The sequence below is a fragment of the Variovorax sp. RA8 genome (assembly GCF_901827175.1).
Lineage (GTDB): Bacteria > Pseudomonadota > Gammaproteobacteria > Burkholderiales > Burkholderiaceae_C > Variovorax.
The window spans coordinates 1,290,806-1,304,502 of sequence record NZ_LR594662.1 but is presented as its reverse complement, the minus strand read 5'-3'; the positions used below and the strand labels follow the sequence as shown (position 1 = coordinate 1,304,502).

Sequence of the window (13,697 nt, the reverse complement as noted above, 5' to 3'; positions counted from 1 at the left end):
AGGTACGGCGCTCCCCAAAGTACTCAAGGAAGAATCAAATGGGCTCCACGCCTAGAAACAAGCTACCGATCGTGATCTCAGGCGGAGGAATCGGCGGACTCGCATGCGCCCTTGCTCTTGCCCAGCGGAGTTTCTCCGTGATTGTCTGCGAACAAGCGCCTCAGTTCGGTCAGGTCGGAGCGGGACTGCAGGTGGCGCCAAACGCCCTTTCCGTCCTGGATGCGCTTGGCGTCGGTCAAGAGGTAAAGCAGCATGCTTTGCTGATCGAACGCATGCTGATGATGGATGGCATCCAAGGAACGCAGGTGAGCGACATTCCTTGCGGCGCGGATTTCGTGGCACGGTATGGCAATCCCTATGCCGTGGCGCATCGCGCGGATGTCCACGGCGCGTTGCTGAAAGCTTGCCGAGCGACCGGACGGTTGATCGAGCTGCGCACCGATAGCCGCGTTATCGACTACGTACAGACGGACAGTCGAGTCATGGTGATGTTCGAATCCGGGGAACACCTTCACGCAGCCGCGCTGCTTGGCGCTGACGGCATCCGGTCCAACATCCGGAGGAAGATGCTCGACGACGGTGACCCGAAAGCCGTCGGTGCGGTGATCTACCGGGCCCTCGTGCCCGCATCCGCCATGCCCCATGCCCTTCAGATGCCCTATCCCACACTGTGGACTGGACCCGGCGCACACCTGATCTACTACCCCGTCCGGGACTGGAAGGAGTTCAACGTTGGCGCCACGGTTGTCAAACCCGTGGCGGGCGTGGAAGAGGGAGAGGCCAGCGCAGAAGAAGCAATGCAGGCTTTCGAAGGCTGGACGGATGTTCCCATGAGCGTGCTACGCCTATCGCCAAGCTATCAGAGGTACGTCATCCGCCACAGGGATCCGGTCGAAAACTGGAGCGATGGCCGCGTGACTTTGCTGGGCGACGCAGCTCACCCGATGGTCCAGTACATCGCGCAGGGCGCGGCCATGGCAATGGAAGATGCCATCTGCCTGGCACAGGAGGCAGATCTGCATGACGACGATTTCCCCTCTGCCTTCAGGTCGTACCAGTCGATCCGTATTGTTCGATCGGCACGCGTTCAACTCTCCTCATTGATGCTGGATCGGATTTATCACGCCTCCGGCGTCGAGCGACTGGTGCGCAACTCCATCTTCGTGGATCGAACTCCGACGGAGTACTACGACCGGCTGGACTGGGTCTTCGCACCACCCAGCTACGTGAGGGACTGGCGGTCACGCAAGTAGCCGTGGGGCGCACGTTCTGCGTTTCGAGGACGAACGGCGACTGGCGGCTCGCTCTCCGCCAGGCAGCTTCAAGGGCTTGCCCTTGAAGCTGAACCCACGCCAGCTCACATCAGAATGCGTGACGGATACCGAAGTCGTAGCCGGTCGAACTCTTCGGCTTGTATGCGCCGGGGACGCCAATCACTTTCGACACATAGTTCGGCCCGCCAAGAAGCAGGTCGTAGCCGTTCTTGTTGTCGACGCGCGCAACCGTTGCGTACAGCGCCGTACGCTTCGACAGGTTGTACACGTAGCCGACCGCAAGCTTGTCAGCTTTCGGGTCTCCGTTGATCTGCGGGACGGCCCGATTCGTGGCGAGCTTGACGGCCGAGTAAGCCATGCGGATCAACCCGGCGCCGACGGGCACTGTTGCGGCGAGGAGCCAGCCTTCGGCGCTCGGATTGGAGTTGCTGGCGCCGGCCGGAAGGACGCCATCAGTGTCGGAGTCGACTTTCGCCTTGGAGTACTCGCCGGACAGCTTGACAGGGCCGAAGTCGTACGAGGCGCCGATGTTGAACGTGTTCAGATTGGCGGTTAGCCCCGCATGGAACGCGTCGGCGATCGTGCTCGAACCATATGCGGCGGCCACGTCCAGCGGGCCGCTGGCATAGCCAATCCGACCTCCCACATAGCGACCGGTGCGCGAGCTGTTCGGCACATTGGGCGTTGCATTCCCCGGAACGAACTTGTCCTTCTCATGCAAGGCGTACATGATCTGGCCGTAGACGCCCCCCAGGCCCGGCGGCAGGAAGTAGCCGATCGAATTGCTCGCGCGAACGTAGTTCGCGTTGGCCGAGAAGCCACTGTTGATGGCACCCGAGCTACTGAAGCCGTTGGCGGTCGAGATCAGATTGGTGCCCACGCCGTTGGGGCCGAACGGATCGAAAACGATGTCGTTCCAGAACGATGGCGTGTAGTCACGACCCAGCCGAATCTCACCGAAGCCTCCCAGATAGCTGACGGTCGAGCGGCGCGAGAAAGTCGAGACTCCTGTCTGGCCGTCGTCAGCGGTAACCGGGGCCTCGAGCCAGAAGCTTGCTGCCAGCCCCCCGCCAAGGTCTTCCGTGCCACGGAAGCCCAGGCGACTGGCGTTGTAGCCCGAGTTGCTCAGCACCGTGCGGCTTGCGGTGGCGCTGTTGCCGAGGACGTTCGAAGACTTGCTTTTGTAGCTGCTGAAGGCGGCGTCGACGACCCCGAACAGCGTCACGGACGACTGGGCCGTTGCGACGCTCGCGGCTGAGATTGCAGCCAGGGCGACCAGAGTTCTTTTCATTCTTCATCTTCTCCAAAGTTATGCATAGGTACCGAAATCGATTTGGCGCGTCCACTCAACGAAGCTGGAAACCCAGATCCAGGATGTCGACCGTGATCAATGACCATTGGGCCGTTGGATAGGCGATCTCGGGAAGGCGCTCGAGGCTCGACGGCCCCACCTGGATCAGCACGGACTTCCCGCGCCGCCTATTGCGCTTGAGACGCGCCCGTTAGCCGGTCTGGAACTCGGGAACAGGGTCACGCATCGTGACGAACTCTTCCGCGGAGGTCGGGTGTATGCCGACGGTCAGATCGAACTGCTTCTTGGTCGCAGAGCACTTGAGCGCAATCGCCAGGCCCTGCATGATCTCTGCAGCGTCTGCACCCACCATGTGACAACCAAGCACCAGATCGGATGCGCGGTCGACAATCAGCTTCATGAGGGTCTTTTCTTGGCGCCCGCTCAGCGTGTGGCGCATCGGACGAAACCGAGAACGGTACACGTCGATGGGCTTGCCCAAGCCTCTGGCGTGCTCTTCGGTCATTCCAACCGAGGCAACGGGCGGATGGCTGAAAACGGCCGTCGAGACCAGCTCGGATTCGAAGACGACCGGGTTGTTGTTGAACAGTGTTTCCGCAAGCGCCCGAGCCTCGGCAATCGCGACGGGGGTCAGTGTCAGCCGATTCGTGACGTCTCCCACGGCGAACACGTTCGGCAACGAGGTGCGCGAGAACTTGTCAACGATCACCGCGCCCATCCTGTCGGTCTCGATGCCGACTTCCGCGAGCCGCAGCGCCGAGGTGTTTGGGACGCGCCCGGTGGCGTAGAGAACCTGTTCGAACTTGCGAGAGGACCCATCGGACATGGCGACCGAGAGTTCCTCTCCCTGTTTCCGAATGCTCTCGACGACGACGCCTTCCAGGATCGCGATACCCCTGTGTCGCATCTCGTCGGCAAGGTGCTCTCGTACGTCGTGGTCGAATCCGTTCAACAGCGCGTGGCCGCGCATCGCCACGGAGACCTCCGCACCCAGCGCGCGGAAGATGCCGGCAAACTCGACGGCGATATAGCCACCCCCCACGATGAGCAGGCGTCGCGGCAATTCCTGCAGATCAAGCGCCTGGTCGGATGTGATGGCATGCTCGATCCCAGGCGTCGAAGGCAAGGCCGGGCGTCCGCCTGTTGCGATGAGAATTCGCTCCGCGGTAACAGTGCGTTCCCCAATCGCAATCGTATGTCGATCGACCATGCGGCCTGCCCCCTCGAGCAGTGAAACGCCTGCGTCCTCCAACATCCGCAGATAGACGCCGTTAAGCCTGCTGATCTCCTTGTCCTTGGCCGCTATCAGCCGTCCCCAGTTGAAGCGCGCGTTCCCAATGCTCCAGCCATACCCAGCCGCGTCCGAGATCTCATCGGCAACATGGGCCCCGTACACCAGAAGCTTCTTCGGGACGCATCCGCGGATCACGCACGTGCCACCAACTCTGCTGTTCTCGCATATCCCGACCTTGGCACCATATGACGCCGCTCGCCGAGAGCCGGCAACACCGCCTGAGCCCGCACCAATGGTGAACAGGTCGAAGTCGTACCTCCGCCCTCCGTTGTTGCTCACGCTACCACCCTGCACGGTTCACGCTGTTCGCGGAACAAGCCGAGCTTTTCGAGCGTGGCGCGATCGGAGTAGCTGAAGATGACAGAGTCCTCATCGGCTTCGAGCGAGGCCCACGTCCAGTTGGGCAGGACGAAGACGTCGTTGGGTGCGAAGGTGTAGATTTGATCTCCCACCCGCGCACGCCCGCGTCCCTCAACGACTGTTGCCACGGTAGATTCAGTTGAGCGATAGGGCGAACCGACAAAGCCCTTCGGCAACAACTGGATGAAGCTCGAGATGGTGGGCAGGACATGCCCCCCGGTCACAGGGTTTGCATACTTCATCTTCAAGCCGTTGGACGCATCCCATTCGTCTTCGCGGCGCAGCAGCTCCAGGGCCTCGCGTGCCTTCTCATAGGGGTAGCTGAAGACCGGGGAATGGTGAGTCGTGGCAACCGGCTCGAGCGGCAACAGACCGGAGCCGTAACGCGCACGCGAGTGATCGGGCTTCCTGCTCTCCGCTACCTGCGGCGATTCGTACTCTTCCGAGAACGTCGCTCCCAGATGATTGACCAGTGGAATGTCCAATCCGTCCAGCCAGATCATTGATCCGTCGGTATCCTTTCCGTGGTCGTGCCATGTCCAGGCTGGAGTGACGATGAAATCACCGGGACGCATGTAGGTTTTCTCGCCGTTGACTGCCGTATATGCACCGTCCCCCTCGATCACCAGGCGCAGTGCGGATTGCGTGTGCCGGTGTGCCGGCGCAATCTCGCCCTTCTTGATGAGTTGCATCGCGCATAGAAGCGTTCGAGTCGCGCCGCGAGACAAGGAAGGATTGTTCAGGATCAGCACCCTTCGCTGCGCCTCATCGGCGCTGATGAGGTCAGCAGCCTCCAACAGAGCCGGGCGGATGTCATCTGCGTAGTCCCAGAACGCGGGCTTACAGGCGGGTACCGGTTCAGGAGGCACCGTCTCCGCCATCACGGTCCACAAAGGAGTCAGCCCGCGCAGAGCCATGCGGGCGTAGTACTCGTCACGCGCAACGTCTTCAATATCTGACTTCAAGGTTATCTCCATATCTTGTTCTGGTTCACTCAGCACGGGATCGGTCCATGGCGGCTCCACTGCCGAGCCTCACTTTCGCGTTGACGCACCCCAGTGCACGACAAGGAGGCCGGGCCCTTCGTCGCCCTGATCCTCTCTGTCGGCATTGAGCTATTGGTCAGGGAAGCACACCGTAGATAACCCCTCTGTGATATCGCGCTGAGTCGACGCCTCATTGCGCGGAGTGTTACGCTCGGTCGAATATTCAGCAAGGCCAGGGCGCAAATAACGGTTATGAGCCAAATTGATAACTTCGATCTGAACCTGCTGAGGATCTTCGACTCGCTGTGGCGCCATCGCCACCTTGGGCGCGCATCAGAAGAACTAGGGGTGAGCCAGCCCGCGCTTTCGCATTCGCTCAAGCGCCTGAGGACTCAGATCGGCGACGTGCTCTTTATGAAGTCTCGCGATGGCGTGCAGCCTTCCGCGCGTGCGGTAGATCTCGCACCAGTGGTCCAGTCGTTGCTGGCGAGCGTGCGAGAGAACGTGCTTCTGGCACCGGACTTCGTCCCTCTGACTGCACAGCGCACATTCACGATCGCGATGTCGGACCTCGGCGAGATGACCTTCCTTCCGAAGATGCTGGGAAGCCTGGCAACCATGGCCCCCGGGATTGACATCGTCACTGTGTCCATGCCGCCGCGCGACCTCGCGGCCACGTTGCAGCGCGGAGAAGTTGACCTGGCCATGGGATACTTTCCGGATCTTCAGGGATCCGATGTCTTCCAGCAGCGCCTGTTCAGTCACGGTTTCGTGTGCCTCGTGAATCGGACTCATCCAATGGCAAAAACCGGACTGACTCAGGAGCAATTCCTGCAGTTCTCTCACGCGGTCGTCCAAACTGAAGGCCGAAGTCAGGAGATCGTCGAGCAATACCTGAAAGCCCACGGCCTGAAGCGGCGCGAATTGCTCCGCTGTCCGCACTTCCTCAGCATCCCGATGGTCATCGCCTCCACCGACCTGATCGTGACGGTTCCCGAATCCATAGGGAAGATGTTCTCCAGCTCCGCGAGTCTTTGTTCACTGCAAGCACCTTTCGATTTTCCCTCGTATGACGTCAAGCAACACTGGCACCGATGCCAGCACGATGACCCCGGAAATCGGTGGCTGCGGTCGGTGTTGGTCAAGCTGTTTTGCGAACCCGCGTAGCGGACCTCCATGGAAGCAGAGATGCGCGGTGTTCTCAGAGCATTGGCGGTTCTGCGCGCGCTGAACCTCGACAATGGCGCAAGCATCCTCAAGCTGCACCAGGCGACTGGCATCTCAAGAGCCGCCCTGTACAGAATTGTCGGGACGCTGCACAAGGCCGGATACCTTTCCCCTGACGAACAGACCCAGAGTTATCGTCTCACGCCGCTTGTCAAACATCTGAGTGAAGGCTACGACGAGGACGCGTGGATCACGGAATTTGCCGGGCCACTCCTGGATCGCCTGCAGGCGGAGGTTATCTGGCCGACGGATCTTTTCACGTTCTTCGATGACACGATGATCATGCGTCGAACGACAAGACGCGTCAGCCCATGGACGTTCGACCGTGCCTATATCGGATTGCGAATCCCCTTGCTGGTCACCGCTTGCGGGCGTGCGTATCTGGCAAATCTTCCCGAGAGGATCGTTGATGCTGTGTTGGACCGCGTCATCGGATCCGGCGACCCAAGCCTCGGCGCCGCGGTAGCCCCCGCTGCCATGCGGCAGCTGCTCGCAAAGGTGCGAAACGACGGGTATGCGTTGCGCGAAGATGGATTCATGAAAGAGACAGGCAGCATCGCGGTGCCAGTTCTCGTTGGCGGATTCGCCCGCTGCGCGATCGCCATCACCTACATTCCATCCGCCATCTCTTCGGCCGATGCCGTCCGGAAGTTTGCACCTCGGTTGCAGGAGTGCGCAGCCGAACTTGCGTCCAAACTCACCGGCGAAGGACCTGGCATGGGTGCAGACGGTTATTAGCCGGGCGAATGGCGATGATCGACGGTGCTGTCTTGTCAATGCACCCCTGCTTGAGGATAGTGCTCGATCTACAGCAACGCATGCAGCGACACAGGACAGACCCCATGAAATATGCCTTCGAGCCTAGCCCTCCCACATCGATCCCCATGGCAGATGGCAAGACGAGCTTCCCGGTGCGACGCATCTATTGTGTCGGACGGAACTATGCGGCGCATGTTCGCGAGATGGGGTTCGATCCGGATCGGGAGGCCCCCTTCTTCTTCTGCAAACCGACGGACGCCGTGGTTCCTGCAGATCCATCGGATCACGCTCAGATCCCCTACCCTTCACAAACAAGCGACTATCACTTCGAGATGGAACTGGTAGTCGCCATCGGCTTGGCAGGTCGCGACATAGCTGTTGAGCGGGCCAACGATCACATCTTTGGCTACGCGGCCGGCCTCGACATGACCCGCCGCGACATTCAGGTCGGCGCCCGCAAGGGAGGGCGCCCCTGGGAAGTCGGCAAGGCCTTTGATCAATCAGCGCCGGTCGGCCTGCTGCACCCGGTGGCAGATGTCGGCCACCCGGTGAAGGGCGAGATCTGGCTGCAGGTGGATGGCAAGGATCGTCAGAGAAGCGACCTTGCCAAGTTGATCTGGTCGGTTCCCGAGATCATCGCGCGGCTCTCGAGCTTTTTCGAACTTCAACCGGGTGACCTGGTCTTCACCGGAACGCCAGAGGGCATCGGCCCCGTGGTCCAGGGGGAAACCATGCGCGGCGGAGTAGAGGGCGTCGGCGAGATCGAAGTGAAAGTCATCTGATGAAGGCGCCGGAGATTGATCTGTACTCGTTCTTCAACAGTTCGACGACCTATCGAGTGCGTATTGCATTGGGTCTGAAGAATCTCGAATGGAGGCACATCGGGGTCAATCTGCGCAAGGGCGAACAGCACGCAGAGGCATACAGAGGGGTGAATCCCGCCGGCCTCGTGCCTGTGCTGAACCACGACGATAGGACGCTCACGCAGTCACTGGCCATCATCGACTACCTCGACTGGCTTCAGCCGGAGCCCCTACTGATTCCTCAAGAGAGGGGTCTCCGAACCGAGGTACTGGAGATCTCTCTGTGCGTCGCATGCGAGATGCATCCGCTCAACAACATGAGGGTTCAGCGGTACCTGAGAGATGAGCTCAGGCTGACCGACGACCAATGCCAGACGTGAGTGGAGCATTGGTGGACGACAGGGTTCCGAACTCTCGAGGCCATGCTGCCGGCGCGCGAAGGTTGGTGCGTGGGGTCGACACCGACCCTGGCGGACTGCTGCATCGTTCCCAAGGTTGCGAACGCGATGCGAGGCGGGTACGACCTCAGCCAGTACCCCCGACTCGGGCAGCACTTCGCCTTCTGCCAGAGGCATCCGGCGTTCAACGCGGCAGCGCCGAGCTCGCAGCCCGACTATGTGGCTCACTGACCTGACTTCGCGACGGGATCAGTCCATGCCCACCGTCATTGACTACGACGACTTTGTTGAGAGCATTGCCGCTTCGCTGCAGTACATCAGCTATTTCCATCCCGTCGAGTACATCAGCCATCTCGCCCAGGCCTACGAACGCGAGGAGAGCGTTCCGGCGAAAGATGCGATCGCCCAGATCTTGGAGAACTCGAGGATGTGCGCCGAAGGACGACGGCCAATATGTCAGGACACCGGGATCATCAATGTGTTCCTCAAGATTGGGATGGAAACACGCCTGCAGGGTTTTCGGGGAACCATAGAAGACGCCGTGAACGCCGGGGTGCGGCAGGCCTATCTCGATCCTTCGAACACGCTCCGTGCCAGCATGGTGGCCGATCCTGAGTTCGATCGACGGAATACGGTTGACAACACCCCCGCTGTTGTGCACATGACAGTCGTACCCGGCAACAGGCTGGATGTGGTCGTCATGGCCAAGGGCGGAGGAAGCGAGAACAAGAGCAAGTTCGAGATCCTCATGCCCAGCGATTCGCTTGTGGATTGGGTACTCAAGACCGTCCCTTTGCTCGGAGCGGGGTGGTGCCCGCCAGGCGTGCTGGGGATCGGCGTCGGCGGAACCTCCGAGAAAGCCATGTCGATGGCGAAGGAATGCCTGACCGAGCCGATCGACATGCATGAGCTGAGGAGGCGCGGTCCCACGGACAGGCTCGAGGAACTGCGGTTGGAGATCTTCGAGCGTGTCAACGATCTGGGCATTGGTGCGCAAGGTCTCGGAGGCCTGACCACGGTTCTGGATGTGAAGATCCGGCTTCATGCGACCCATGCGGCAAGCAAGCCGGTCGCGATGATCCCCAACTGCGCCGCAACGCGGCATGCGCATTTCGCGATGGACGGAACTGGCCCGGTCTACCTCGATCCACCGTCGCTCGACCGGTGGCCCGACATTCACTGGTCGCCGAATGCCAGCAACAGCAGACGGGTGAATCTGGATACGTTGACCAAGGGCGAGACAAGACGCTGGAAGCCCGGGGAGACACTGCTATTGTCCGGACGCATGTTGACGGGGCGCGATGCCGCGCACAAGCGCATCCAGGAACTGATCGACAAGGGAGAACCCCTGCCTGTGGACTTCGCCGGACGCATGATCTACTACGTGGGCCCAGTCGATCCTGTCCGGAACGAGGTGGTCGGGCCAGCGGGCCCGACGACTTCCACACGAATGGACAAGTTCACCGGCATGATGTTGCAGAAGACCGGCCTGATTGGAATGATCGGAAAGGCTGAGAGAGGGCCCCTGGCGATCGAGGAGATAAGGAAGAACGAGAGCGTGTATCTGACGGCTACCGGCGGCGCCGCGTATCTCGCGTCGAAAGCAATCAGAACATCGAGGGTGCTGGCCTTCGCCGACCTTGGGATGGAGGCAATCTTCGAGTTCGGTGTGGTTGACATGCCTGTGGTCGTAGCCGTAGACGCCAAGGGCACGAGCGTCCATGACACCGGGCCACGACAATGGAAGATCTCCGTTGAAAACTGAACCAGCGCGCCGCTGGAGTCGTCAATTGGCGAAGCCGATAAGGGTCCCCGCCCGCTATGGACACTTCGTCTTCGCCGCGATGCAGTCGGGCCTCACGAGCTTGGTGGCGTCGGGCATCGCGAGCCATGCATTCTGGAACAGTGGCGACTTTCTCCAAAGGTGGATTCGGTCATGGCTCTTCTCATGGATTGCAATCCTTCCGTTCGTTTTCCTGGCTGCGCCGCTATTCCGGAGTGCTGTGACATGGATGACGCGCGAAAGGTAAGCGCCTGTCACGTCCGGAGCGCCTGGCTCTCACTGCGCCGCCGCCCGGTAGGCCTTTGAACGTGATGGTCGCCCGCAGCGGCGAGCAGACCATCCTCATCGACGCAGGCCTTGGAGGACAGTTCCCGGGCTCTCGCGCGCCGGCCAGTTCCCTCAGCGACTGGCCGCCGCCGGCATCGAGCTCAAGTCGGTGACCGACGCCGGCGTTCGTGCAGCCGGTCGCCTCGGACGACGTCGCCTCGGCGGTGGCGGACTACACCCGCGGTTCGCCGGTGAACGGGGTGGTCGAGATTGCGGGTCCCGAGCGCGTGCGCCTGTGCGATCTCGTGCGGCGCTTTCTGGCCGCAACCCACGACCCGCGCCAAGTGATGGAACACGCGCACGCACGCTATTTCGGTGCCGAGCTGAAGGACGACACGCTCGTGCCCGGCGACAACCCGCGTATCGGCATGCTCGATTTCGAAGCCTGGTTCGCGCTCCCGAAACCTGCGCGCTGAGCAGAGCGGCGCCCGCGGAAGACCGTTCAACCATGGCGCGGTTGCAGGCTCCGCCCGTCGCGCTGCTCGACAAGTACCTGGGGCAGGAGTTCGGGCCTATCTATTCGACGACCGTGACGGTGCGCGGCGGAGAGGCGATGGACTGTTCATGCTCGCGGCCGAGGTGAGGATCCATCTCCCCGGCGTCGAGACCAGCGTGGCCGAGGAGCTGGTGCGCAACACCGAAAGTTTCTGCCCCTACGCCAAGATGGCCAGAAGCGGCATCCCCAACATCGTTGCGCTGGCACCCTGACTCGACTGTCGGCGAAGAACAATTCCGAGAGCGCCCTCTCTACAACGCTATGGAAGGGGCGCGCGCGCCAGCCGATTTGTCCCGAGGTCGACCAGGCGTGCTGGACTGGGGGCGCAATCGGAAGTCTTCAGTCGAGACGAATGTCCAATGGCCGAGTCAAGTTCGAGAAGCGCTCATATGAGCCGGTGGATCGCGCCGCCCTTTTTCTCGCGAACAACTCGCGAGAGGCATGGACGAAACCCGCCGGGCTCCGACGCCCGGCTTCGGACTCACGATTCGCTCAGTCCGGTAAACACACTTTTCATGTTTGGCGGGCGGTTTCAAGTCTGAAGCGCAACAGGGTTGAGTCAGTGAATTGACGCTGGCGGTTGATGGGACGATGCGAGTGTTCGTGCGAACACTTCCAGGGGCGAGTGCCACGCATGCGTGGCGCGTGGCCGGTTGTTCATGCTGTCGGCGATCGCGTCGAGCTCGTCCTGGCTGAACACGCTCAGGTCGGTGCCCTTGGGCAGGTACTGGCGCAGCAGCCCGTTGGTGTTCTCGCAGTGCCACGCTGCCACGGACTGTGCGGGTCGCAAAAGTAGATCTTCACACCGGTCTGTGCCGTCAGCTCCTTGTGCCGAGTCAGCTCCTTGCCCTGGTCGTAGGTCAGGCTCTGGCGCAGCGGCTCGGCAATCGAATTGAGCTTTGCAGAGAAGCCCGCGAGCGCCGAGGCGGCCGTCGCGTCGTCCATCCTGGCCAGCAGCACCAGACGACTCGTGCGCTCGACCAGCACGCCCACCGAGGACTGGTTGCCCGCGCCCTTGATGAAGTCGCCTTCCCAGTGACCCGGCATGACGCGGTCGTCCACCTCGAGCGGGCGCACGTGGATGCTCGCCATTTCGGGGATCTGGCCGCGGCGATCGTCGCCTCGGGTGCGCGGCATGCGCGTGCTGCGCCCGCGGCGCAGGCAGGCGATGAGCTGACGTCGAAGCTCGCCTCGCGGCTGCGCGTAGATGGCCGTGCAAATGGTTTCGTGGAACACGTGGCGCTCGGGCTCGTTGGGGAAGACGCGCTTCAGGGTACCCGCGATCTGCTGCGGCGACCACCTCCAGTCCAGCAGGGTGAGCACCACGCCCCAGCCAACACCCTGCATGTCGAGCTTGCGTAGCGGACGTGCGGCTTGGCGCCGCCCCTTGCTGCTCACCTGCGCCGAGTGCGAGGCGTAGGGCAACTCGGCCAGCGTGTTGCGCTCCAACTCTTGGCTGATGGTGGACGCCGAGCGCCCGAGCATGCGGGCCGTGGCCCGCATGCTCGAACCCTGCTGACGCATGCTTGCCATCGTCATCCGGTCCTCGGGTTGAAGCTGCTGGTACCTTGTTCGTTCATTCATGTGCACACCTTAGGCGATGAGGTGTTGCACTTCAGAATTGAGGCCGCCACAGAATTCCCTGTACTGACGTGTGGGGCCGATTAAGCAGCTGAGCGATCTGATGGAGGGTCCATCCCTGCCTCCATCGCTCCCACATCAATGCCTTCTGGCTGTCTGTGTAGTAGGTTCGCGTCCGGTAAGCCATCTGCAACACTCCTTCTGCCTACGGCAGTCATCAGTGTGTTGCATCGACCGGTGGAATCCGCAACTGATCTCGGACGTTCAGCGTGAACGGCAGCTCGGGCTAAATGCTGATAGCGGCCATTGCGCGGCGCAGCTTGTTATTGAAAAGCAACTGCCGAGGCGATGAAGCAGGTCCGCGCCGGCGCAGCGAGCGGTGACGCGAAGCGAGACGCGTTGATCCGTTTTGTCCGGCTGCTGGTTTCATCGAGCGGAACTGTCGCCGAGGCCGACTTGAGTTCAGTGCGCGTCGCTGGCTACTCGGATCAACAAGTCGTCGATGCGGTCCCCGCCATCTCCGCGATCACGTTCACCAATCTCCTGAATCGTGTGAACCACGCACCCCAGCCATGCACCCAGACCGGCCAGCGCCCAGACCACGATCGCCGTGCCGGCCTGGGCTTGCTGATCGATCAGGTAGACGCTGCACAGCTGCTGCGGCGCCTCCTGGTAGAGCAGGCCTGCCGTCAGGGTCATCCAGAACCAGTTCAGCACGAAGAAGCCCTGGACGACGATTCCCGCGGAAGGCCACGATGCTCGCGCGAGCAGGCCGGCCACCACGAGGCTGGCGATCTTGGCAATCGCGAAGCCGTCGTGTAGCACGGCCCGATCCAGTGCAGCCGGAACCATCCAGAATCCCGTGACGCAGAGCGCGAAGAGGAGGCCAGGTACACCGTTGACATTCCAGTCTGCCAGCGCGCCGCTCAGCCTTCCACTGGCGCGGGCCGCTGCAAGCCAGCCCAGAATGAACAAGGCCGGCAGTTCCAGGCCCATGTGGCGTGCCATGGTGTGTTCGAGCCAGGGATGGGCGAACGCAAGCGCGGCCAATAGAAGACTCACTGCCTCGCTGCGAAGCGCAGCGCGCCTCCAGGGCT

13 protein-coding genes and 3 pseudogenes are annotated in these 13,697 nt (G+C 61.6%); 11 read left to right on the top strand and 5 right to left on the bottom strand.

Features of this window, described 5'->3' with window-relative positions; translation table 11 throughout:
* The first annotated feature begins 38 nt into the window (after window positions 1-38).
* On the top strand, window positions 39-1,253 hold the full coding sequence (locus E5P3_RS06235; RefSeq protein WP_162585187.1) for an FAD-dependent monooxygenase: 1,215 nt from the start codon (window positions 39-41) through the stop codon (window positions 1,251-1,253).
* 109 nt (window positions 1,254-1,362) lie between these two features.
* Here E5P3_RS06235 and E5P3_RS06230 read toward each other — a convergent pair whose 3' ends face one another.
* The 3 genes from E5P3_RS06230 to gtdA form a co-directional block, all read right to left on the bottom strand.
* Entirely contained in the window at window positions 1,363-2,565 is a 1,203-nt protein-coding gene (locus E5P3_RS06230; protein WP_162585186.1) for a porin, read from the bottom strand.
* A gap of 211 nt (window positions 2,566-2,776) precedes the next feature.
* Entirely contained in the window at window positions 2,777-4,159 is a 1,383-nt protein-coding gene (gor, locus tag E5P3_RS06225) for a glutathione-disulfide reductase (RefSeq protein ID WP_162585185.1), read from the bottom strand.
* On the bottom strand, window positions 4,156-5,205 hold the full coding sequence (gtdA, locus tag E5P3_RS06220; RefSeq protein ID WP_269473972.1) for a gentisate 1,2-dioxygenase: 1,050 nt from the start codon (window positions 5,203-5,205) through the stop codon (window positions 4,156-4,158). The genes gor and gtdA overlap by 4 nt, the downstream gene beginning before the upstream one ends.
* Window positions 5,206-5,478: 273 nt before the next feature.
* Between gtdA and E5P3_RS06215 the strand changes: the two genes are divergently transcribed.
* The 10 genes and pseudogenes from E5P3_RS06215 to E5P3_RS06180 all read left to right on the top strand — a co-directional run bounded on the left by E5P3_RS06215 (window position 5,479) and on the right by E5P3_RS06180 (window position 11,231).
* Window positions 5,479-6,393 carry a LysR family transcriptional regulator gene (locus tag E5P3_RS06215; RefSeq protein WP_162585184.1) on the top strand — a complete coding sequence of 305 codons (915 nt, stop codon included), beginning with the start codon at window positions 5,479-5,481 and terminating at the stop codon, window positions 6,391-6,393.
* Between the two features lie 9 nt (window positions 6,394-6,402).
* Complete coding sequence (locus tag E5P3_RS06210; RefSeq protein ID WP_162585183.1) at window positions 6,403-7,191, top strand: IclR family transcriptional regulator domain-containing protein; 789 nt, start codon at window positions 6,403-6,405, stop codon at window positions 7,189-7,191.
* A gap of 104 nt (window positions 7,192-7,295) precedes the next feature.
* Complete coding sequence (locus E5P3_RS06205; RefSeq protein WP_162585182.1) at window positions 7,296-7,994, top strand: fumarylacetoacetate hydrolase family protein; 699 nt, start codon at window positions 7,296-7,298, stop codon at window positions 7,992-7,994.
* Window positions 7,994-8,395: a glutathione S-transferase N-terminal domain-containing protein gene (locus E5P3_RS36315; RefSeq protein WP_332107371.1), complete on the top strand. Its 402-nt coding sequence runs from the start codon at window positions 7,994-7,996 to the stop codon at window positions 8,393-8,395. Before E5P3_RS06205 ends, E5P3_RS36315 begins: the two co-directional genes overlap by 1 nt.
* On the top strand, window positions 8,396-8,644 hold the full coding sequence (locus E5P3_RS36440) for a glutathione S-transferase C-terminal domain-containing protein (protein WP_443083235.1): 249 nt from the start codon (window positions 8,396-8,398) through the stop codon (window positions 8,642-8,644). It abuts the gene before it with no gap.
* 25 nt (window positions 8,645-8,669) lie between these two features.
* Window positions 8,670-10,178, top strand: a complete 1,509-nt coding sequence (locus E5P3_RS06195; RefSeq protein WP_162585181.1) for a fumarate hydratase — start codon at window positions 8,670-8,672, stop codon at window positions 10,176-10,178.
* The gene (locus E5P3_RS36310; protein WP_162585180.1) at window positions 10,135-10,443 is read left to right on the top strand and encodes a DUF2798 domain-containing protein; all 309 of its coding nucleotides are present in this window, start codon (window positions 10,135-10,137) and stop codon (window positions 10,441-10,443) included. Before E5P3_RS06195 ends, E5P3_RS36310 begins: the two co-directional genes overlap by 44 nt.
* Before the next feature lie 52 nt (window positions 10,444-10,495).
* Window positions 10,496-10,641: pseudogene (locus tag E5P3_RS35705) on the top strand (MBL fold metallo-hydrolase); the annotation flags it as partial.
* Window positions 10,640-10,939: pseudogene (locus E5P3_RS06185) on the top strand (NmrA family transcriptional regulator); the annotation flags it as partial. The pseudogenes E5P3_RS35705 and E5P3_RS06185, both read left to right, overlap by 2 nt.
* A gap of 148 nt (window positions 10,940-11,087) precedes the next feature.
* A complete protein-coding gene (locus E5P3_RS06180; RefSeq protein WP_443083234.1) occupies window positions 11,088-11,231 on the top strand; it encodes a hypothetical protein in 144 nt (47 codons plus the stop codon).
* Between the two features lie 347 nt (window positions 11,232-11,578).
* Here E5P3_RS06180 and E5P3_RS06175 read toward each other — a convergent pair.
* Both E5P3_RS06175 and E5P3_RS06170 read right to left on the bottom strand, forming a co-directional pair.
* A pseudogene (locus E5P3_RS06175) lies at window positions 11,579-12,603 on the bottom strand (IS30 family transposase).
* Between the two features lie 459 nt (window positions 12,604-13,062).
* Window positions 13,063-13,608 (bottom strand): hypothetical protein, encoded by a 546-nt coding sequence (locus tag E5P3_RS06170; protein WP_162585179.1) that lies wholly within the window; start codon window positions 13,606-13,608, stop codon window positions 13,063-13,065.
* Window positions 13,609-13,697: the final 89 nt, after the last annotated feature.